Annotated in this window: 20 protein-coding genes; 12 read left to right on the top strand and 8 right to left on the bottom strand. The window is 41.4% G+C overall.

The window, feature by feature from the left end; all coding sequences use genetic code 11:
• The first annotated feature begins 108 nt into the window (after positions 1-108).
• From G601_RS0120365 to G601_RS0120345, 5 genes are all read left to right on the top strand, one after another.
• On the top strand, positions 109-408 hold the full coding sequence (locus G601_RS0120365) for an ATP-dependent Clp protease adaptor ClpS (protein ID WP_026493423.1): 300 nt from the start codon (positions 109-111) through the stop codon (positions 406-408).
• A 1-nt stretch (position 409) separates the two neighbouring features.
• Positions 410-2671, top strand: a complete 2262-nt coding sequence (locus G601_RS0120360) for an AAA family ATPase (protein ID WP_026666437.1) — start codon at positions 410-412, stop codon at positions 2669-2671.
• A gap of 150 nt (positions 2672-2821) precedes the next feature.
• Complete coding sequence (locus tag G601_RS24405; RefSeq protein ID WP_051206118.1) at positions 2822-4459, top strand: PP2C family protein-serine/threonine phosphatase; 1638 nt, start codon at positions 2822-2824, stop codon at positions 4457-4459.
• 356 nt (positions 4460-4815) lie between these two features.
• The gene (locus tag G601_RS0120350; RefSeq protein WP_026666436.1) at positions 4816-5889 is read left to right on the top strand and encodes a hypothetical protein; all 1074 of its coding nucleotides are present in this window, start codon (positions 4816-4818) and stop codon (positions 5887-5889) included.
• Between the two features lie 184 nt (positions 5890-6073).
• Positions 6074-6748: a TVP38/TMEM64 family protein gene (locus tag G601_RS0120345; protein ID WP_026666435.1), complete on the top strand. Its 675-nt coding sequence runs from the start codon at positions 6074-6076 to the stop codon at positions 6746-6748.
• Between the two features lie 3 nt (positions 6749-6751).
• On the opposite strand, the gene G601_RS0120340 is transcribed toward G601_RS0120345, so the two are convergent.
• The 4 genes from G601_RS0120340 to G601_RS0120325 all read right to left on the bottom strand — a co-directional run bounded on the left by G601_RS0120340 (position 6752) and on the right by G601_RS0120325 (position 9269).
• Positions 6752-7390 carry a YkgJ family cysteine cluster protein gene (locus tag G601_RS0120340; RefSeq protein WP_026666434.1) on the bottom strand — a complete coding sequence of 213 codons (639 nt, stop codon included), beginning with the start codon at positions 7388-7390 and terminating at the stop codon, positions 6752-6754.
• Between the two features lie 28 nt (positions 7391-7418).
• Positions 7419-8195, bottom strand: a complete 777-nt coding sequence (locus G601_RS24400; protein ID WP_051206116.1) for a PHP domain-containing protein — start codon at positions 8193-8195, stop codon at positions 7419-7421.
• Positions 8196-8202: 7 nt separating this feature from the next.
• Complete coding sequence (locus G601_RS0120330; protein WP_081673653.1) at positions 8203-8838, bottom strand: low molecular weight protein-tyrosine-phosphatase; 636 nt, start codon at positions 8836-8838, stop codon at positions 8203-8205.
• A 227-nt stretch (positions 8839-9065) separates the two neighbouring features.
• The gene (locus G601_RS0120325) at positions 9066-9269 is read right to left on the bottom strand and encodes a hypothetical protein (RefSeq protein WP_026666432.1); all 204 of its coding nucleotides are present in this window, start codon (positions 9267-9269) and stop codon (positions 9066-9068) included.
• Between the two features lie 337 nt (positions 9270-9606).
• Here G601_RS0120325 and G601_RS27155 point away from each other — a divergent pair, with 337 nt between their 5' ends.
• Positions 9607-12054, top strand: coding sequence for an IS1096 element passenger TnpR family protein (locus G601_RS27155; RefSeq protein WP_026666431.1), 2448 nt, complete (start codon positions 9607-9609; stop codon positions 12052-12054).
• A 937-nt stretch (positions 12055-12991) separates the two neighbouring features.
• Here G601_RS27155 and G601_RS24390 read toward each other — a convergent pair.
• The gene (locus G601_RS24390; protein WP_051206112.1) at positions 12992-13984 is read right to left on the bottom strand and encodes a phosphotransferase enzyme family protein; all 993 of its coding nucleotides are present in this window, start codon (positions 13982-13984) and stop codon (positions 12992-12994) included.
• A gap of 74 nt (positions 13985-14058) precedes the next feature.
• On the opposite strand from G601_RS24390, the gene G601_RS0120310 reads away from it, so the two are divergent.
• On the top strand, positions 14059-14838 hold the full coding sequence (locus tag G601_RS0120310; protein WP_035791245.1) for a transposase: 780 nt from the start codon (positions 14059-14061) through the stop codon (positions 14836-14838).
• Positions 14839-14847: 9 nt separating this feature from the next.
• On the opposite strand, the gene G601_RS0120305 is transcribed toward G601_RS0120310, so the two are convergent.
• Positions 14848-15675, bottom strand: a complete 828-nt coding sequence (locus G601_RS0120305) for a deoxyribonuclease IV (protein WP_026666429.1) — start codon at positions 15673-15675, stop codon at positions 14848-14850.
• Between the two features lie 222 nt (positions 15676-15897).
• Between G601_RS0120305 and G601_RS0120300 the strand changes: the two genes are divergently transcribed.
• From G601_RS0120300 to G601_RS0120285, 4 genes are all read left to right on the top strand, one after another.
• Entirely contained in the window at positions 15898-16077 is a 180-nt protein-coding gene (locus G601_RS0120300) for a hypothetical protein (RefSeq protein WP_026666428.1), read from the top strand.
• Positions 16078-16846: 769 nt separating this feature from the next.
• Entirely contained in the window at positions 16847-17323 is a 477-nt protein-coding gene (locus tag G601_RS0120295) for a DUF2975 domain-containing protein (protein WP_026493439.1), read from the top strand.
• A 19-nt stretch (positions 17324-17342) separates the two neighbouring features.
• Positions 17343-17558: a helix-turn-helix domain-containing protein gene (locus G601_RS0120290; RefSeq protein ID WP_026493440.1), complete on the top strand. Its 216-nt coding sequence runs from the start codon at positions 17343-17345 to the stop codon at positions 17556-17558.
• Between the two features lie 72 nt (positions 17559-17630).
• Positions 17631-19265: a DUF4153 domain-containing protein gene (locus G601_RS0120285; RefSeq protein WP_196808935.1), complete on the top strand. Its 1635-nt coding sequence runs from the start codon at positions 17631-17633 to the stop codon at positions 19263-19265.
• A gap of 122 nt (positions 19266-19387) precedes the next feature.
• Here G601_RS0120285 and G601_RS0120280 read toward each other — a convergent pair whose 3' ends face one another.
• On the bottom strand, positions 19388-19762 hold the full coding sequence (locus G601_RS0120280; protein WP_026493442.1) for a desulfoferrodoxin family protein: 375 nt from the start codon (positions 19760-19762) through the stop codon (positions 19388-19390).
• Positions 19763-19815: 53 nt separating this feature from the next.
• On the bottom strand, positions 19816-20379 hold the full coding sequence (rbr, locus tag G601_RS0120275; protein WP_026493443.1) for a rubrerythrin: 564 nt from the start codon (positions 20377-20379) through the stop codon (positions 19816-19818).
• A gap of 374 nt (positions 20380-20753) precedes the next feature.
• Between rbr and G601_RS0120270 the strand changes: the two genes are divergently transcribed.
• Positions 20754-22748: a 2-isopropylmalate synthase gene (locus G601_RS0120270; RefSeq protein ID WP_026666426.1), complete on the top strand. Its 1995-nt coding sequence runs from the start codon at positions 20754-20756 to the stop codon at positions 22746-22748.
• Positions 22749-22812 lie beyond the last annotated feature (64 nt).

Below are 22812 nucleotides of genomic sequence, written 5' to 3'. Positions count from 1 at the left end.
GAACAGGTATTGTTTGACTATCCATCATGGCTCGTTTTATCATTATTAAATAGAGGCCAAAGTCAAAACCATAAAATGGCTTTATAAAAATGCTACGAGGAGGCTAGAATGGCAACTCAGGGAGCAACCAAGGAAAAAACAAAGGATCTCATAAAGGAACCCAGGCAGTTTAATGTTCTCATGTTTAATGACGACTTCACCACCATGGAGTTTGTGGTTGAAGTTCTGGTGGACATTTTTCATAAGGACGAAGTGACTGCCCAGTCCATAATGATGAACGTCCATAAAAACGGTCAGGCGGTGGTAGGAAAATACCCCTACGATATTGCCAGGACCAAGGTGGACACTGCCCTTGCAAGGGCACGAAATGAGGGATTTCCCTTTAGAATGAGCGTAGAGGAGGCATAATATGAATCTGTCCGGAGAAGCAATGCTCGTTCTGCAGAAGGCGATAGAGTTTGCAGCTGAAAAAGGATATGAATACGTAACACCGGAGATGATTCTTCTGATGATACTGAAGATTCCGGAGTTTGTAGCCGCTTATGAAAACTGCGGCGGAGATAAGAAGGCACTGAAAAAGCGCCTGAAAAAATATATAGAGAAATATGTCGAGAAGTCTAACGGCAATGAGCCCACACTTTCAACAGGTACTCAGCACATGATCAATTTTGCCGGTCAGAGTGCCTTTGGAAGCGGATGCGACCAGATTTACATACGGCATTTCATACACGCCATCTGGAATCTGGATAACAGCTATGCGGTTTATTACATGGAACAGGACGGCATCGCAGAGCCTGACCTTCTGCAGGAGATGGCATTTATCGAGGATGAAGTTGAGGTCACCGGTACAGCCGGTGGAATGGCAGTAGGTCATGAAAAGAAAGAGGATGCAGGTAATCTTAAGATTTTTGCACCCTGCCTAAATGACACCTTGGAGGATGTGAATCCACTCATAGGAAGGACCAATGAGCTGGAGCGTACCATTCAGATTCTGTGCAGGAAGGATAAGAACAATCCCCTTCACATAGGTGAGCCCGGTGTCGGTAAGACCGCGATAACCTACGGTCTTGTGGAGAGATTAAGGAGCGGTGATGTTCCGGATGCAATTAAGGGTGCTAAGATATTCGCCCTTGATCTTGGCGGAATGCTTGCAGGAACCCAGTACCGAGGCGACTTTGAGAAGCGCTTTAAGCGTGTCCTTACGGAGATTGGAAAAGAGAGTAAGCCTATTATTTATATAGATGAAATACACAATCTCTCAGGAGCTGGAGCTGTTGGAGAGGGCTCTTTTGATGCATCGAATCTTCTTAAGCCATATCTTACTGACGGACATATAAGGTTCATTGGTGCGACCACCTTTGAGGAGTATAAGAAGTACTTCGAGAAAAATAAGAGCCTTGTCAGAAGATTCCAGAACGTGGAGGTTAAGGAGCCAACAGAGGAGGAGAGCATCAGAATCCTTGAGGGACTTCGCGAAAAGTACGAGGAATTTCACGGCGTAAAATATGGTAAGGACGTACTTGAGTACGCTGTTAAGATGAGCGCCAAGTACATAAATGAAAGATACCTGCCGGATAAGGCAATAGACATAATCGACGAGGCAGGCTCTTACAGAAAGCTCCATCCAATGGAGGATAAGAAGCAGAAGGTTGGAAAGGATGTAATAAATGAGATCCTGACTAAGATATGTAGAGTGCCCATAGAGACTGTGGAGACCGACGACATGACAGGTCTTGCAACCCTTGAAGACAGACTTAAGGGTAAGATATTCGGACAGGATGATGCCATAGGTCAGGTTGTCAATGCGGTTAAGTTCTCCAAGGCAGGACTTTCCGAGGAGAATAAACCTCTTGCGAGTCTTCTGTTTGTGGGACCTACCGGTGTTGGTAAAACCGAGATCGCCAAGAGACTTGCTGCAGAGCTTGGCGTGAAGCTCATACGCTTTGATATGAGTGAGTACGGTGAAAAGCATGCAGTTGCAAAGCTAATCGGCTCACCTGCAGGCTATGTAGGATATGAGGAGGGTGGTATCCTTACAGAGGAAATAAGGAAGAATCCTTCATCTGTGCTCCTTCTTGACGAGATAGAAAAAGCCCATCCCGATATCTTCAACGTTCTTCTTCAGGTTATGGATTATGCAACCCTTACCGATAACCAGGGAAGAAAGGCTGATTTCAGGAACGTGGTTGTTATAATGACCTCCAACGCAGGAGCCAACAAGCTTGGAAAAAGTGGCATAGGCTTTGTAAGTGAAGGTCATGACAACAGCGTCCTCATGGAAGAGGTGAAGAGAGTATTCCAGCCTGAGTTTAGGAACAGACTTAGCAAGGTTGTGGTATTTAACAGCATGGATTCCGAGATGGCAACCCTTGTTGTAGATAAGAAGCTCACAGAGCTTAAGGACCAGCTCCTTGCCAAGAAGATTGAATTCACTGCAGATGAGAGCGCAAAAAAGCTTCTTAAAAAGCGCGGCATCAGCCAGGAATTCGGTGCAAGAGAGGTTGATCGTGTCATCAGAAATGATATTAAGCCTCTTTTCGTTGATGAGATACTGTTTGGTAAGCTTAAGGACGGTGGAGAGCTATCTCTGTCTGCCGATGAAGATAAGTTTACGATAGAAACCAGCGAAAAGAACAGGAAAAAGGCTGACGAAAACAATAATGATAATTAAATTTGGGCGCTCCGAAAGGGGCGCTCTTTTAATTTATCAGACGTCACGGGCTATTACGAAAGTATAAATTTTTTTTATTGATATTTCGGAAATTATTTATTCTTTTCATGTTACAATTATTTTGTATAACTATTTTTATGAGGGCGTGTAATGAAAAAAACCGGAATTAAAGTAAAAATAATGCTCATGACAACTGCGGCGATGTTTCTTCTGACAGCCACAATTGGTGCTATCGGATACTTTATGTTTGACAGTAAGGTTCTTGATAGCTATATAAAGTATGCGGAAATGGTCGTTAACTGTGCTAATACCAATTTTGCCTATAATCAGATGGGCGACATGATAGTACGCAGAGAAATGGGTGAAAAATATTATGATGTCAGAAAGGCCTTAAATGACCTGAAGGATGATTCTGATATCAAATATCTGTATGCTGTATTTTTTGATGATATCGATGATATTTATAGTCTGAGATATGCCATAAACGGTAAAAGCACAGCGGAACGAAACGCCGGTATTCCATATAGCTACATGAATGATCCCTGTGAAAAGGAGGGGTATGAGGATAGTCTGCTGATGCTGTTCAGGGAAGCTATTCTCCTAAACGATGAAGAAGTCAGGTATAAGGAAAGTGATACTAAACAATATGGAAGACTTGTTACCTGTTATCAGGTAATCAGGGATAGTAAAGGTGAAGCTGTAGGAATTATTGCCGCTGATATTGATGCTAACCAGATAACAGCAGATATAATGACTTACCTTAGGATAGTTGTAATTACAGCAATTGTTATCACTGTTATAATCGTTTGCATATTCTTAAATCGGATAGATTCATACATCACAGGTCCTGTAGATGAAATAGCACGTAGTACAGATGATTTTGTAAAGCAGATGAAGGAAAATGTCCAGCCTGAGGAGCTTATATTTAATAAGCCCAAGATCAGGGTTCAGGATGAGATTCTGGTACTTACTGAGGGCGTAGAGAGTCTGACGAGCGGCGTCAAGACTTATATGGAGAATCTGCGAAGTGTCACAACGGAGAAGGAGAGGATAGGAGCAGAGCTAAGTGTCGCCAATCATATTCAGGCTGACATGCTTCCTCGTATATTCCCGCCGTTCCCTGACAGGACGGAATTTGATCTGTATGCAACAATGACACCTGCCAAGGAAGTGGGCGGAGACTTCTACGACTTCTTCCTGGTTGATGATGATCATCTTGGCCTTGTCATGGCTGATGTGTCAGGTAAGGGAGTTCCTGCAGCGCTATTCATGGTTATTGCAAAGACCCTTATCAAGAACAGGGCATTGCTTGGAGGTACACCATCAGAGGTGCTTTCATACGCCAACGAGCAGCTGTGTGAAGGTAATGAAGCAGAGCTCTTCGTCACCGTATGGTTCGCTATTATCGAGATATCAACAGGAAAAGGTGTGGCAGCAAATGCCGGTCACGAGCATCCTGCCGTCAGACACGCAGACGGAGATTGGGAGCTTGCTGTTTACAAGCATTCACCTGCAGTTGCGACCATGGAAGGAATGAGTTTTAAAGAGCACGAATTCCAGTTGCAAAAGGGTGATAGTCTCTTTGTTTACACTGATGGTGTTACAGAGGCTACAAACGCTAACGATGAGCTGTTTGGAAATGATAGACTCCTACATGCATTAAATAGGGATAAGAGTGATGATCCCACTGTATTCCTTAAGAATGTCAGAGCCGATATTGATGAATTTGTGGGCGAAGCTCCGCAGTTTGACGATATCACGATGTTGGGACTTCACTGGAATAAGTAATATAGTGAGTTGTATCAGAGTATGATATGTGCGGGCAGAACTGAAAAGCTCTGCCCGTTTTTTAGTGTAAAGTGGATAAAAAATCCATCAGAAAAATATTATAATCATAAAATATTGTATTTTACATTCAGATTGTGATTATGATTGAAATGTGAAAAAACTGTGTATTTACTGTGTTTGTAGCGTGAACGTAATTATAAATATTTTATAAAAATTATTAAATGCCGCGAAATCGCCAATTTTAGCGGCTTGACATTGCTTTTTGTGGTGCTAGAATTGTAATTGTCACGAACCAAAGTTAACGATTACAAACGTAATATCGTTAACAATTATTATCTTATGATGGAGGTATTCATATGAGAAAATTCTCTAAGTTATGTGCTACTGCGCTCGCAATGGCACTCTCAATCACAATGGTAGCACCTATTAGTGCAAATGCTCAGGTTTACTGGGAAGAAGATGCTAACGGAGTTAAAACCTACAAGAGTGATGAGTCTGATAAGACTATTAAAAGCAATGAAGTTGAAGGTGATTCGACTGATATTATGCTGGCTCTTGCTTCTGAGAGAAAGACAGTAACAATTTCTACTAATTCCTATAATGAAGTAGTGCCTTTTGTTACAACAAAGGATGTTGCTAAATTTGAGAACTTCAAGTCAAACAAGAAGGACCTGAAGGTAAAGGTTATTAGTAAGGTTGAAACTGATGACACTTCTAAGGGTGAGCCTGATTATGATTATATGACCAAGGCAGATGGAAAATGCCATTATAAGAATGTAAAGGGTGATATTGTTGACGTTGCTAAGGATGAGTGCCCTAAAGGAGATGCTAAGGGAATTTATGGCGTAAGACTTTATGCTAAGAAGGCTGGAACATATAAGATCAAATATGAAGCTAAGCTTAAGAATGGTGGAACAGAGAAGCTTACATTAAAGGTTATAGCTAAGGATAATGGCGAGGCTATTAAGGACGTTACTTTCGCAGGAAAGTCATTAACAACCAGCTATAGAGATGATCCTGAATCTTATGAACTTAAGAACAACAGACTTTGGACTAAGGGCTTTGGTAAAGATACAACACTTGCTAAGTCAGGAAAGATTCATGTTACCATGAACGAGAACTTCAAGCTTAAGAAGATCGAGTATGGTGTAATTGAAACTGAGACAGAAAATGGACAGATCGTACCTAAGGATGCTGACAATTCTCTTGACCCTAATGATACAAAGATTGCTTGGAAGAAGGTAAAGAATGGCAAGAAGATTAAGCTCAGTAAAGTAGATCTTGATAGAGCAAACATCAATCAGAACGGCCTTAGAGTTCATTTTAATGGTAATACTACAACAGTTACATACATCAGAATTACATACAAGGATACAAAGGCTAAGACTACTCGCAGAGTAATCTATACAATCCAAAGAATCAAAAAGTAATTATCATTACACCACATCGAATCTATAATGCCCATACACTTCTCTATGGTGAGCAGGTTCTTTGAAACGTAAAAACAAAAACAATGGCTCCGAAGTTTAAATACTTCGGGGCTATCTTTATATACTACAAGATTAAGATAACTTTGATAAAATAGAGAAGAAGGATGAAGTGAGGGGGCTCATTTTGGAAAACAAGAAATACATTATTAGAACAGTTATTACAATTTCACTTATAACGATATTTTTTCTGGCCGTATACTTCTTTATTGGAAGACCCATGATTGAGTTCGTGGGAAACAGAGAAGCTTTTCAGGCATATATTGAAGAAAAAGGTGTAGGGGGAATTATTGTCTTTGGAATGTTTGTGTTTTTTCAGACGTTGTCAAGCTGTATTCCGGGGCTACCGTTTTATCTGGCTTCCGGTGCAGTTCTTGGCGGACTTGAAGCAGCACTTATTTGTGACGCCTTCGCTACGCTCGGAAATACAGTGGCATTTTTGCTGGGGAGGAAGTTTGGAAGAGATTTTCTTTGCTTTCTTTTTCCGGAGGAGAAGCTGGTGCAGGTTGAGGAGCTGATCCTCGATAGGAATCCCGTGTTGGTGCACATTATGTTTATGCTTCTTCCGCTTCCGAAGGATACCTATGCATGGCTCGGATTTTATTCGAAAGAAAAAGTGCCAACGTGGATGACTATAACCTTTATTGCACGATTTTCGCAGATTTTCCTGTATACATATGGTGCTGAAAAGGTACTCGAAAACCAATATGGATACATTATCGGAGGCGGTATTTTCGCAACTCTTGTTTATCTTGTTCTTGTGCTCCACATTAAAAAGAGAAGAAAAGAAAGAGACCAGTAATCTTTAAGATAATCTGGTCTCAAACTGTTCATAGAAATCTGTGTTTGTGTCGTAGGGAGTCATGAAAAATGTCTGCAGGATTTTCATGTTTACTGCCTTTAGTTCTTCAGCTGGCATCTGCGGTGCTTTGTCTGTTATTTCTTTAAGAAAATAATGCCATTTATCAATATAGTTCTCATACTTTCCAAGCTCCGGAGTATCAATCCATTTCTTTAATTTTATCTTGGTCTGGCGCTCCTTGTGGCACTCGTGGACCTGAAGAAAATACTTGTGAGAATTGTTATCAAAGATTCTTCCAAGAGGGAAGAGCCTGCAGATTCCGGGCCTGAAAGCGTGAATACTGCAGCGGCCATTTTCATTAAGGAAGGTGCAGGAATCGGCACCGGTTTTCATACTGAGGCAGGGGAGTATAATACCGTCTGCAACCCTGAGTTCCAGGTGACCGGACAGTAACTCCTCGAAGCTCTTATTAAGGCCCTTCTCGAGCCTGTAAACGTCGTATGGATCCAGGGTGATGGTATCACCCATGCCACAGCAGCAGGCGTGGCAGCCGCTGCAATCATCGACGCCAAGCTTTGCCATGTCGTTTATATCGTATAGTTTTCCGTCTGAAATTTCTTTTATATCAATATCTCTAAGCATATATTTTTCTCATTTAAAAATTGGTGTTTTAGTCCTCGTGAACTATTACGGGCAATGTAGGACCCTGTGAAACCACTGTAAGGGACGGGGATTTTGCAACCTCTGTGAAAACGGTGTTTTCATCCTTGGGATTGATCCTGAACATTGGAGTTCCGTCGCCAGCAAGGAAAGCCTTCACGTATTCCTGAATGTTATTTATCTTGTAAGGAAAGCTCATGCTGCCCATGGTTAGCATGGGAAATGAGTGGATATCTGAGCCGGCAGACATGAGAAATCCGTGCTCCTTTGCAAACTGATATCCAAGAGCGTTCTGGTAGTCGGGATTTCCAGAATTGTAAACCTCAGCGCCATCGCACACGGAGGGCATCAGATGGATCGCTGATAAATAGCCACGCTCACGGTAGGGATGCGCCTGAACCATGATTCCGGATGCAGCATGCACCAGGTCATAGACTTCCTTTCTGGATTTTTTCTCTATGTCCTCATTGGCAAGAAGCCAGTTCTTATCAACGCCGTAGAGCAGGTATTCGTCGCCCTGAAAATTGTACTCGATACCAAACATGACTGTGAAATCATAGCCCTTGGCTTCATCGAGAGCGTGTTCGTAGCCGCTGCAGTACATCTCAACTCTGTCCTTCCAGGGCAGATTTTTCGGCACGCAGCTGTTACCAGTGAAAAAATGGTCAGTCACGATTATGCCGCTGTAGCCAAGTCCCATCATGTATTCAATATAATCTGCGGCAGGAGTAGGAGAGCATGCACTTGCTTCTGTCGTATGTAAATGTGTCTCGTATAAGTAGCTCATTTTATTTTCATCCCCTTGGAAAATCATCGTGAATCAGACCGGAATCCCGATCAGCTTCATCATAGTAGTCGTTAGCATTTTCATCAATGCCATCGCTAAGTTTTTTAGCATATTCAGGAGTCATTAGAATCTGTCTGAAAAGCCCATGACAGCCGTCAGAGCAGTCCCTCCAGGTATCATCAAAATTACCGGTGTACCAGGGATCAGCCACGTCGCCACTTCTGTCAGCAAATTCCAGCATCTTATATACCTTATTCTCGGGATCACCGCTAAAGAGCCTGTTAAGATCCCTGATATTGGCACTGTCCATTCCAATAATAAAATCGAATTTGTCATAGTCAGCTCTTGATGTCAGCCGTGCTCTTTTTGCTGAAACACCAAGCTCATTATCAGGTGTTCCAATTCCATACTCGCGAAGCTTCGCCCTCGCCGGCGGATAAACAGGACTTCCCTGTCCGTTCCAGATTTCATCTGTGTGAGTAGCAGAGGACTCGATGTGGAACTGATCCTCCAAGTGCTGCTTTTTAACGATATCTTTCATTATGAATTCTGCCATTGTTGAGCGGCAAATATTGCCGTGGCAGACGAATAGTATGCGAATGGTCCTAGGGGACGGGGTTAGTGGTCCATTTTTAAAATTCATATTGTTTCCTTTACAAAATGTATAAAATGCTAAAAATTTTTGTGAATCCAGCCATCATTTATTGAAGTAATAATGCCAGAAAAACCCATGGAATGTGAGTTCAACTGGCATATATCATATCATACTTCGTTCTGTTAATCAGCATATCATCGCTTAAGAGATTACGATGAAAAAAGTAGTTGGATAGCCATGCTTACATTAACATATTACTGATAACAAGAGGTTTATTATTTTTCAGCACCGAGAACTTGATCTGTCATCTCCAATAATTCAGCAGCTGCCTGCTCGTTTTCTACACGAATAAGATTGTCGTAAAAATCAGCTTTTCCTAATAGATTCATTCCGCCATGCCATACCAGCTTTTTATCTATCACAGCATAATGCTCACAATCGTTGTCAGTGGTTCTGACAATAATTCCGCTTCGCCTCATCTCATCTATAAGGATATGTATGTCAATTGCATCACCATCGTAAATTCGTGTGATTCTAATTGAGAGACAGCTTGCTTTACATCTGCAGCATTGGGAAATATTCTAAAAAACTGATTCATATATTGAAGGTTTCTTGGTGAGAAGGATTTTACTCCTGGAAGAGCGTTCATCAAATCCTTATTAACATAAAGTAAAACCAAACAGCATATTAGTATAATAATCAAGACCAGGAGCCGTACTCGAAAAAATAAGGCTCTCTTGCATAGTAAGGGAGTCTTTTTTATAATTTAAAAGTGGCTCTCGCTACTCAAATATCAGTATAGACAAGGGAAAAATCATGAAAGCATATCAGCTAAAAATCACAATAAAAAATTCAAAACCACCGATCTGGAGAAGATGCATAGTTCCTGCAGGGCTAAGCTTCTCTCAGCTCACAGTAGTGCTGCACAAGGTAATGGGCTGGTGGGAAGGACACCTAAGCGAATATACCTTCAGAAACCATGGGGTGAAGCTTCTTGAGAATGCGGATGAATATGATGGAGTGTACTGGGAGTATGAAGAACTGGACTCTTCAGAGTATTTGATTGATGAGTTTTTTGATGATGCAAAATCATTTTCTTATCACTATGATTTTGGTGATGACTGGTATCATACAGTACAAATTGAGAAAATAATTGATGATTACGAATTTGATTATCCTATGGTAATAAAGTTCAAGGGGGATACTCCGCCGGAAGATTGTGGCGGAATATGGGGTTATTACGAACTGCTTGACAGGATAAACAATCCGGATGATCCTGAGCGGGAAGAGTTGGCTGAGTGGTTTGAGAATCAGACAATATCACCCTATGATATGGAGTGGGTGAACAGAGAACTTGTTAAGTTCAAGAAAACCAAAAAGAAGATAAAGCCAATCACAGAAGCAGAACTATTAGGCAAGCAGTTTGCTCCAAAGCCTGATTATACTCTTAACCAGGTTAAGGTTTCAAAGAATCGTCAGCATGATAAGACTCGTGAGACTATCGCAGAATATGCAAAAGCCATAAAGAAGATTAATACAAGAATAGAGGAACTTGTCGATTTTCAGAGGACAGCGGATAAGAATTTAAGGAATACCTACGGTGATACCAATGTAGATGAATATTACGAGTTCATAGATCAGAACAACAATGGTGAAAAGAAAATCAAAACGGATTTTGATTATGACAACTGGAAAGATGTGTCCGTAACCATTTCCAAGCACCAGATGCAGGATTTGATGCTGAATTTAAGAGACATAGATATCAAGAATTATATTAAGTATCTGCAGATTCCTGACAAGGCCGGCACAACTAAGCTTGCCAGAATAAAGAAATTATTAGATGAACTCGGAAAACATCCTGAGTATTACTTGTATATGTTTACAAAGGATGAAGCAGAGATGCTCTTTGATCTTTATGATGGCAAGCTTAAGGAACTTGGCATTAACATATATATTTCTGATGATCTTATTGAGACTATTACAATTAGTATTTTGATGGGACTTATAGAAATCAAGGAAAAGGGCTCCAAAGCTGAAATAAGATTTGCCCAGGATGCAGGTGCAATAATTGAAGGAATAAGAGCTGTTTTCAAGAAGTCTGCTAAGAAGCTATATAAAGAGCTTGATGATTTTGATATAAAATTAGGCGGACTCATAAGAACTTATGGTGTTGTTGAGCTTGATAAAATTGCTCCGCTTATCAAATCAATATGGGGAACAGAAGAGATTTCCAAGGATGTTATCAGGAAAACATATCTTCACTGCACAATGCCTTCAAAAGTTTGGACAGCAACAGATTATCTGGCAGGAGTATCCTATGTAGCAATGCCTTTCCTGGATGCGCAGGATATAATGAAATATAGGCATGGAAAACTAGCCTCAGATTTTAACTATAGGAAGTTTTCCAAGAATGATGCCCAGATAACCCACTATGACATGACAGACATCTACCATTGTTGGTCGGAACTGGCACAGCTGTTTATAGCAGAAATGGAATTTGATGAATATGAGCTGGCTGATCACTTGGATCGTTTGTTTATGTTGGTTCTTAATGGTGGTGATGCTGCAGAATTTTTTGATGTTCTATGTGATATATATCCCACTAATGATCCGTTCTTACTCTCTGAATTCTGGAATTTTAGTATAGAATGCGTTCTGGATACAGGAATCCCGCATCTTATGGGATACTCCAGATACGAGTATTATGAACATACCGGTCAGCGCCCTCAGGAACTACCTATAACATCTCGTGCAACTACAGGAAAAAAGAGCAAAGGACCTAAAGCTCATCTTATGTATTTTCCTGAAGATGTTCATTGGGAACTATTTGAGATAAGAAATGCTGACAGAATGCTGGAAAATAAGGAAGAGATTGCCAACCGTGCTGAAAAGCTCCTGGAACAATACCCTGACAATCTGGAGTTGATGGCAGATTTGTCCAATCTATTTCTTGCAATAAGATATGTTGATAGGGTTGAATTCCTGCTAAGAAGAATAAAACGCCTTAATCCTGATAGTGTTAAGGTGGTGAATAGAATGCTCAATGTGATTAAGAAAGGGAACATACCTGACTTTTTTGAGCAGAGTGGACCATTCTCGGATGTGGATGATTATGATGGTGGCAATTTCTTTGGTGATGAAGATTTCAGCATCCCTCAGCCGATAGTCCGTGAGCACCCTAAGATTGGACGCAACGATCCCTGCCCTTGTGGAAGCGGCAAAAAGTTCAAGAAATGCTGCATGGGGAAAGGAATATACGATTGAAAGTAGGGGACGGGGGTAGTGGTTCATTTTTTCTCCAAAGGCAATGTAAAATAAAGTGTGTAAGTTAAAAAACATTAACTTACACACTTTATTTAGTTTATAGGCTGTTCTGCATCCTCCGCACCAATCCTTTAGAAAGCAGTGATTGCAGTACAATCCGCAGCACGCAATCGGATCGACTCCTTTTCGGGCTTTCTGACACAATTTATCCTTCACCCTTTCCTTATCGTCTTCAGAAAAACATCGCTTTAAATCAGTGTATGTAAGGCTTCGGAGCAGTTCATTTGTTGATTCCATAACCGCTTCGCAGTAGCTGAACAAAGCTTTTATATTCGGCTTCTTTGAAAACTCTGCGATTTCTTCTCTCTTTAATTCATTTCCCGTAGTGACGATAGGACTTCCGATTTTCTTCTGCCATCCACCGGAAAACAAAACCTGCTCATCACCACTGATCAGAGTATGTGCCACAATATCCTCTATCCTGAAGATGTGCCACATGGAGTACGCAAGTGTCTTGCTATGACAACCACCTGCTCCTGCAAAAGGCATCTGATAAAATGCCTCTTCAGGAAATGTGTTCACAATATATGATATCTTAGAGAACAAATCATTTCTCAAGTCAATAAGAACATCTATCCCCTCGGCAAAGGTAGCTTCTCTGCCAATGAGCGACTGCATACGTTTATTTTTTTCTGACCAATCTTTATTCATTCAAAGACCTTTCCTAAAGCATATTCGATACAACTTTTGCATAATCTTCTCTAAGCATACCGTAAATGTTATAGTCACAATAGAACGAAACCATTTTGCCTTGTCGGATTGTCCCTTCTTTTATGAAGCCACACCGCTCCAGCACCTTATTCGAAGCAATGTTCCTTACATCGGCACGTCCATTCAGCCGCTCAATTCATTTAATCATTTTTAATACTTTTCCAATCTAACAATAAGGTGTGTGATTTATCAGACATTCAGCGGCGTCTTCAATATCTTCGGGATCCAGATCTTCGCCTTCACGGGCACAACATTCAAACTCGTCAACGATATTCTCAATCAGTACCATATCAATGAAAAGTGGAAGATGAGAGAGTTCCTCGTCGGAAACATCGGTTTTACTCCTGTAGCCGGACACTACCGTATCAAAATAGCCTTTCATTCCCGCTAGGCGTTTTTCATGATCAGGCTCATTCTGGAACCATCCGGTTCCGTGGATCCAGAGATTGGCCAAGTCGAACATGTACCAGCAGTACATACAGTTATCAAAGTCAAAAACCGTGATGTCGCCGGTTTTCATATCAATATGATAATTACCGTCGCTGAAATCAAAATGGACAAGGCCGTAAACGCTCTCGTTCATAGGAAGAGAGCGGAATTTTTCCAGACGTTCTCTTATAGCTTTCTTTAGCTCGTCATAGGAATCCGGTATTAGTTCATCAAGATAGTCCGGGGTGTATTTATCGAAGAATTCTTGTCTTTTATGCTCGGGCTTATAAGTCTTGGAAAACTTGTGAATTGCACCAAGCGCCTTGCCGGTGTTGTAAAAATATTCATCAAGCGGGGCCCCTTCTCTATACCTGTAGCCATTATCTGAGATCAGCATTCCTTTTGCATAAGAAAAAAGTATTGCAAAATACTCTTTTCCATCCTCAGAAAAAGATTCCACTAGATTTCCGTTAGAAGAGGGTATAACATCCGCCACAGGAGCGCCGGATTTCGCAAGATAATGCACGAATTCTGCCTCGGCAAGATAATCTTCCTTTTTTCTATCGCCAAGGATTGAAAGTCTTAATACACATTTGGGAATACTGTCTTTGGTGCAAATGTAAATGAGATTACGTCCGCCTTCATGCCCGGGAATCTGGCTTAATTCATATTCATCTAAGCCGTAAATGGTCCTAGGGGACGGGGTTAGTGGTCCATTTTTAAAATTCATATTGTATTTCCTTTTCAAAACGTATATAATCCAACAAGTATTTTAAAATCTAAAATTCATTTATAGGAGTAATTATGCCAAGAAAACCCAGAACTGTGAGTTCGACTGGCATATATCATATCATACTTCGTTCTGTTAATCAGCATATCATCTTTGAAGAAGATTCCGATTATCGAAAATTCCTTTTTGTTTTATCAGATTGTGTTAAGAAATATGATGTTCAGATATATGCATATTGTCTCATGGATAACCACATACACCTTTTGATTCATTCCTCGTCTGATGATTTGCCAAGCTTTTTTCAGAGCCTGGGAACCAGATTTGTCAGGTGGTATAACAGCAAATATTCCCGCAGTGGACATCTTTTTCAAGATCGTTTCTACAGTGTTGCAATTGAAAATGACAACGCTTTCTTATCAGTATTAGTCTACATTCATAATAACCCTGTTAAAGCAAACATTATTCGTTACCCTTCAGAATATAGATGGAGCAGTTTTAATGCTTATTATGGTGCAAAAGACCCTTTGGTCAATGTTTCATTTGCATACAATATCAGCGGATCAAAAGAGACGTTGCTCAGATATTTTTCCAGAGAACAGGATTCTTCTGAGGATGATTTATTTATGGACGATCATCGTGAAGCTTTACATTTTTATACAGATGAAAAAGCGTTATCAATTTTTAAATTGGTAACGGGGGTATCATCCACCTCAGAAGTGATTAGTATTGAGAAAACTAAAAGAAATGAATATGTGCGTAGACTAAGAGCGAAAGGGTTGACTGTAAAACAAGTGGCGAGACTAATGGATATTTCTGAAACTACGGTAAAAAGGATATGCAAAATGGACCACTAACCCCGTCCCCTAGGTCCATTCCTTCACCAGGGCAATTTCCTGAATATACCCCTCGTCATCATTAGGCGTCTCCAGGATAAATGGCAGACCTTCGAAAACGGGATGCGTCGCAATTTTCTTCATGGCATCCATGCCGATCATTCCCTGACCAAGCTTCTCGTGACGGTCTTTATGGGAACCGCAGTCATTTTTGCTGTCATTAAAATGAACTGCCTTAAGTCGTTCCAAACCAATAACTTTATCGAAATGATCCAAAACACCCTCAAGATCATTTACGATATCATACCCGGAATCCCAGGTGTGGCAGGTGTCGAAGCAGACGCCAAGCTTATCATCTAATTCTACAAGATCAATGATTTGCCTAAGCTCCTCGAAGCTTCTTCCGACTTCCGATCCTTTTCCGGCCATAGTTTCTAACAGAACAGTAGTCTTCATCTCAGGGAAAAGAGCTTTATTTAAACCTTCTGCAATCTGTTCGACGCCAACATCAGCACCCTGACCTGTGTGAGAGCCCGGATGAAAATTGTAGTACTGATAGGGGAGTGCCTCCATTTTCTCAAGATCTTTTTTCAGCATATCAAGACCATTTGCCCTGGTCTCGGGATTCGCCGAGCAAAGATTCATGGTGTAGCTGGCATGCGCCACAAGCTTTCCAAATTTCTTTTCTTCAAGAATATCAGCAAGGGCCTTCACGTCAGACGGAATAACATCCTTTGATTTACCGCCTCGTGGATTTCTTGTAAACCATGAAAAGGTATTGCCTCCAAAGGAGAGCATCTGACGGCCCATCGCTTCATATCCATTTGTGACTGATAAGTGACAACCAATATATATCAAAATAAAAATCTCCTTAGTAGTTTCAAGTGTTTAGTAGGCATTTCAAATTAGCTCAGCCCTTTTCTAAAGCAAATAATTCGATTGGCGAGTATTTTAGCATCCTTAGCAGTTGCTTTTTTATCATGTATTAAAACCTTCTCAACCTCAGGTTGTAAACTCTCTAAAACTGCGTCATTGCTAGGCGCTTGCCTATATTCTAGAATAATACATGTCAGTAACGAAATGAAGCTTCGTTTCTTCAATATAGATCAGAAGCTCCACCGCATTGAAAACATGCTTGATTATGAAAAAGAGCTTACCGATGAGCAGTTCAGGAATACTGAAGAGTTTTTGATGGAAATAAAGGATACATACGATGAAAATCATCCAAACAGATCCGCAGGTAGAATCTACACCTTTTAGCGCATCTCTATCATCACAGAATGACAAGTGCCAGATATGAAGAGGAACTTGATAGATATCACAGAGCTGAAGAAATCTACAAAGCAGATCACAACGAACATGTCTGCGTAGACCACCTTCATGCTCAGTAAGAAAATAGAATGCTCGAAAATCCCATACCTATGACGATAAGTATGGGATTTTTTTAGTGTACAGAAAATGTTTGTGGATAAGGTATGGATTCAACCAGTAGGGTGGATTTTAAGAGAATAGACGTAGCGTAGAGATGCAAAAGTTGACGCAATTACGTTTGTGGTACACCAAAAAACCTTTATACAAGATTTTTGACTGAAAAATCATGAAGGCAGAAAAGCAAAAAGAGATTCCTACGAGGTGACATATATGAAAAGTTCAGTCAGTCTTCTGAAAAGAAAACATGCCGGCGTAAAGCAAGATAAAAAAGTAGTCTGTTATCCGTGAAGCGTTACGTCTATACAACACATAATAGTAGGACTGGTTGACCGGAGCGCTGGATAGCATCCTCTGAACAACCGCCCTGAACAACCGCCCTGGACAACCGCCGCCACCACCTCCACCTAGACATACCAGTATACTTAAACCACCACACCCTTCTCGAACTACGAAAAATATTTATCGCAAAACGATAAAAACTTATTGACACACGAAAATGACCATGATATAAACTAATTAACATACGAACAACGCATGCAACCTCGTACGTATGCAAGCACAAACAACACAAACCAAGCAAAGGAGAACACAGCAGACAATGAACGACAAGCTGAACATATGGTTTAAGAGATTCCTGGACTTTAGTCTGGTAGTAGGAATTCTGATGGAAGTGACGGTTCCTATAGGACTTAGGAAGGCAGTAGACATCACCGTAGCAACTATGGGAGAGACATCAGAGTATGCAGCTATCCATGAGAACTTCATTTTCGCAGTGGTGTCCATCATGCTGGCAGGAGCATTTGCACTTCTGATTCTGTATGAGCTTCGCAAGATGATGATAACAGTGATCAATGATGACTGCTTCATCCAGGAGAATGTCACCAGTCTTTACAGGATGGGGAATTATGCATTTGCCATTGCACTTGTGAAAATCCTCAGGAACTTCGTTTACTTTACGCCGGCAGCACTTGTCACAGCGGGAGTGTTCCTCTTTGCGGGAGTTTTGAGTAAGGTTCTTGCTAAGGTTTTTGACAAGGCAGTCAGATATAAAGAAGAAAACGATCTCACGATCTAAGATGTAAGCGGAGGAAAAGATGGCAATCATTGTAAATCTGGATGTAATGATGGCGAAGCGGAAGATTGGTCTTACCGAGCTTGCAGGGAAGGTTGATATCACGCTTGCCAACTTATCTATATTGAAAAACAACAAAGCCAAGGCGGTCCGTCTTCAGACGCTGGATGCAATATGCAGAGAGCTGGACTGCCAGCCGGGAGACATACTCGAATATGTACCCGATGAAGAAATCTAATGAGGGAACGGTATGGAAAACCAGTACACAGGAGGGAATGGTATGGAAAACCAATACACAGGAGGGAATGGTATGGAAAACCAATACACAACTGAAAACAACAATAACAATACTTTTAATAATAATCAGTACAATGGCTCCAATCTTGCAGTAGATGAGGAGATGGCTGCCAGAGTTAATACATATTTTTCCGGGGATAAGGATGCACAAAAAGCTTCCAAAGCAGATGTAGAGTCCTTTAGAAAATACGGACTTATAACAGTAATCTATGCAGTTTGGCATACATTTTGCCTATATAAGAATTCATCAGGAATCACATATCCCTTCTACATGCTCGGAACGATTCTCCTGATTGCATGGGCAAGAAGAAAAGATGGACTGTCCATTTTAAAGGACAGAAGTGGAAAGAGCGCTTTAAACATTTTTTACATTATTTCGTTAATGCTTCTTTCAGTATCAAAGTGTGTGACTGCAAACGATAGCCTGCTTTGGCTTGACGGACTTGCAATAAGCCTTCTGATGATCAGCTTCCTGTTGCATATGTATGTTGATACAAGAGACTGGGATGTAATAGGATGGTTTATCGGAATAATGATGACTGCACTTAAGCCCATAATTCATCTTCCGGATCCTGTTAATGATTTTGCAGGCTGGCTTAAGAGCCGCAGCAAAAACATGAGCAGCGAGAAAAAGAACAATCTCTTTGCTGTAGCCGCAGGTCTTTGCATAGCCCTTCCGATGCTGTTTGTAGTTATGGTGCTTCTTGCTTCAGCAGATGCGGTTTTCTCAAAGACCATCGAGAATACCTTCAATTTCATTTATGAATTTGATTACATCTGGGATCTCATTTGCATCGCATTTATGATAGTTTGGTCAATATGGCTTTTCTACACAGTAATTAAGGGCCTTTATACCAAGGGTGTGGAAATCGGAAGCGGCAAAAACGCTGGCCTTAACCCCATCATCGCGATAACCTTTACAAGCCTTCTTAGCATTGTATATCTGTTCTTTAGTGTGATCCAGATATTTGGACTTTTCATGGGTAAGATGACTCTGCCTGAAAACTATACCTTTGCTGAGTATGCTCACGAGGGCTTCTATCAGCTCCTTGCAGTCAGCATCATGAACCTTGCGCTTGTGACCTTGTGTCAGCGACTTTTCAAGGAAAATATCGTGCTTAAGGTTCTGCTTATGGTAGTAGGTGCGTGCACCTATATCATGATCGCCTCCAGTGCCTTCAGAATGATCATGTACATCGGAGCTTACCACCTGACATTCCTCAGAGTATTCGTGCTCTGGTTCCTGGTTGTGATCTCACTGTGGCTGGCATATTTGCTTGTGAGCCTTATTTATGAAAAGACTCCGGTATTTAATCTTTGCATGACAACAGTTACGGTTATGTACCTGTTTTTCGCTTTTGCTAATCCGGATTATCATATTGCAAAGTATGATATTGCACATGCAGGAGTTATGGAGAAAACCGAGATCGGAGACCGCTACGAATATACAGTCTCAATGAGAAATTATCTTACACATGAGATATCTGAGGACGCAGTTCCTGCCTATGTGGGACATGAAGAGCTTCTTGTGGGCTATGATCCTCACTATGAGATAGATCCGTATTCCGAGGAGTACAAAGAGATAAGAAAGTTCAATTTCTCAAGAAACCGAGCAAGCAAGCTGGTAAGAGCAGCTAAGGGTTATTAAGAATTATTATTAGAAAAACAGGACAAAACATTTACAAGAAAGAATGTCGCAAGCGACATTCTTTCTTGTTGAAGTTTTAATCAGATTTTTTACAAGGCTCTGCCCAGCCTCATAAAACTATCTTAAATATCTGCCTTCCAGAGACCATGAAGGTTGCAGAACTCATAAGCTGCAATAGCCTTCTCACCATCAGCAAGAACGAACTCAGCCACAGGCTTGTCTGAAGGAGTGAGGTTCTTCTGCATGAAGCCCTTATCTGTTACAAGCCAGATGTACTGAATGTAATGGTTGTCCATCATGGGATGCTCAACTTCGCCAACCTTTACGGTTACCTTGTTGCCACTTACTTCAACAACGGGAACATGCTTTTCATGAGCGCCGTCAGATGTTCCGGGTGCGAGAGAAGTCATGGGATCGCCACAGCAAACCGGTGTGCAGGCTGCATCATTGATCTTTATTACCATACTACCGCATTTTTCACACTTGAAAATATTCATAAAAAACCTCCTTGATAATATATATTCGCCCCTGAAAATGGGGGAATGGTACATTAGTAGTTCTCAGCCTTTAACTGGAAGTATGCCTGAGGGTGATTACATACAGGGCAAACCTCCGGAGCGGAAGGACCGATAACGATGTGACCGCAGTTTCCGCATTGCCAGATAGCATCGCCATCTCTTGAGAAAACGATCTTATCCTCGATATTCTTAAGAAGCTTTCTGTAGCGCTCCTCATGCTCTTTCTCTATTGCAGCAACACCTTCGAAGAGCTCGGCGATTTCATCAAAGCCCTCCTCGCGGGCTGTCTTTGCAAAGGAAGGATACATTTCTTTCCATTCGTATTCTTCACCTTCAGCGGCTTCCTTCAGATTCTCGATTGTGCTGCCGATTCCTGTGAGAATCTTATACCAGATCTCGGCGTGTTCCTTCTCGTTTGCAGCGGTCTCTGCGAAGATATTGGATATCTGAACAAAACCGTCCTTTTTAGCCTTGGATGCAAAGAAAGTGTATTTGTTTCTCGCCATTGATTCTCCTGCGAATGCCTCCTGCAGGTTCTTCTCGGTCTGAGTCCCCTTTAAATCTTCAGCTCTGCATCTCCATTTGTTTTCTGCCATTATGCCCATCTCCTTCCTGTAAATAAGCTCACGTTGTGTTTTGTACAATTATTTTATGCAATTGCCATCTGCATATAATTCTAGCACAAACGGTATGGAAAAGTTATTAGATATTTATTAAATTTTCGCACGTAATTTCGTATCTTTGAAGACTGTCAGATAATACGGCATTAAAATAAATCAATAAAACTGATTAAATCTGTCACTATAAAAAAATATTGGAAGTGCTAATATAAAAATCATCAATATTCGTTGATGAAATTTATTTTTATGCCGATATCAATAGGGAATACGATTAATTCCGCTACGAATCAATATGGCTAATATAATAAATCGACTGAAAATACTGAATATTCATGATTAGGAGGAGTATTATGAAGAACTACGAGAAATATCAGAGACAATATTTCATGCCACCGCAGGTAACCTTCGATTGGGTGAAAAAAGATTACCTTGATAAGCCACCGATCTGGTGCAGTGTTGATCTTCGAGACGGAAACCAGGCGCTTATCGAGCCTATGAGCCTTGATGAAAAGCTCGAGTTTTTCACAATGCTTGTAAAGCTGGGATTCAAGGAAATCGAGATTGGTTTCCCTGCTGCATCTGAGACAGAGTTTGAATTCGCAAGAGCCCTTATCGAGAAAAACATGATTCCTGACGACGTTACCGTTCAGGTTCTGACACAGGCGAGAGAGCATATCATAAAGAGAACCTTCGAGGCTGTAAAGGGTGCGCCCAGAGCAATCATTCACCTTTACAATTCCACATCAGTTGCTCAGCGTGAGCAGGTTTTCAAAAAGAACAAAGAGGATGTTAAGCAGATCGCTATCGATGGCGCTAAGCTTCTTGATAAGCTCGCAAAGGAGACAAGCGGCAACTTCTCATTTGAGTATTCACCGGAGAGCTTCCCCGGAACAGAGGTGGACTATGCTGTAGAAGTCTGCAATGCAGTTCTTGACGTATGGAAGCCCACTAAGGAAAATAAGGCTATCATCAACATTCCTACAACTGTAGAGATTGCAATGCCTCACGTATTTGCAACTCAGGTTGAATATATTCACAAGAATCTTAAGTACCGTGATGCAGTTACACTTTCACTTCATCCGCACAATGACAGAGGCTCAGGAATCAGTGATGCAGAGCTTGGCTGCCTTGCAGGTGCAGACAGAATAGAGGGTACACTTTTCGGAAACGGTGAGAGAACAGGTAACGTGGACATCGTGACACTGGCTCTTAACATGTATTCCCACGGTATTGATCCCAAGCTTGATTTCTCCAATATAAATGAGATCGGAGAGACCTACGAACGTCTTACAAGAATGCGCATTTTCGAGCGTCAGCCCTATGCAGGACAGCTTGTGTTCACTGCATTTTCAGGCTCACACCAGGATGCTATCAGCAAGGGCTTCTCATGGCACGATGCTGGAAAAGATCAGGGCATCTGGTCCGTTCCCTATCTTCCCATTGATCCCAAGGATCTTGGAAGAGAGTACGACGGCGACGTTATCAGAATCAATTCCCAGTCCGGAAAGGGTGGCGTAAGCTACATCTTGAAGACAAACTATGGCATGATGGTTCCGAGAGAGATGCAGGCAGATATCAGCTACACTATCAAGGACGTATCAGACAGAGAGCATGCTGAGCTTGCACCCGGAAGAATCTACCAGATATTCGAGGATAAATATGTACACAACGATTCCGTATTCCGAGTCATGGATTGCCATTTCAAGCAGGTGAACGGAATCCTCGCAGAGGTTACTATTGCTCACGCAGGAAAAGAGCACATTGTAGAGGCTAACGGAAACGGACGTCTTGATGCTGTAAGTAACGCCTTCAAGCAGTACTTCAACGTAAGCTACGAGCTCTCAGTATACGAGGAGCATGCTCTTAGCCGCGGATCATCATCAAAGGCTGTTACCTATGTAGGAATCACCTGTGGCGGTAAGAAGTTCTGGGGCGTTGGTATCGATGAGGATATCATCAGATCCTCAATCAATGCGCTCACAATCGCAGTTAACCAGCTTGACGAGGTAAAGGCAAGCACAGATGCCAAGGACGAGAGAATCAGTGCTATCCTCAATTATATTCAGGAGAACTACCTGTCTGTAACTCTGGATGATCTCTCCAAGGAATTCTATCTTTCCAAGCCGTATCTTTCCAAGTACATCAAGGAAAAATCCGGCATGACCTTCGGTGAGAACGTTAAGAAAATCCGCCTTAAAAAGGCAAGCATTCTGTTAAAGAACGGTAACATGAAGGTTGAGAGAGTTGCTGAAGCTGCGGGCTATCAGAACGTTGAACACTTCAACAGACTTTTCAAAAAGAAGTATGGTATGACTCCTGTTCAGTACAGAAGCAACAGCAGATAAAAGATTTTATTGCGCTAAAGTGTTTAAAACGCTTTGAAATAGTGTTATAATAAGTAAGGTTTTT

The organism is Butyrivibrio sp. FC2001 (assembly GCF_000424125.1).
GTDB lineage: Bacteria > Bacillota > Clostridia > Lachnospirales > Lachnospiraceae > Butyrivibrio.
This window is presented reverse-complemented; position numbering and strand designations above follow the sequence as displayed.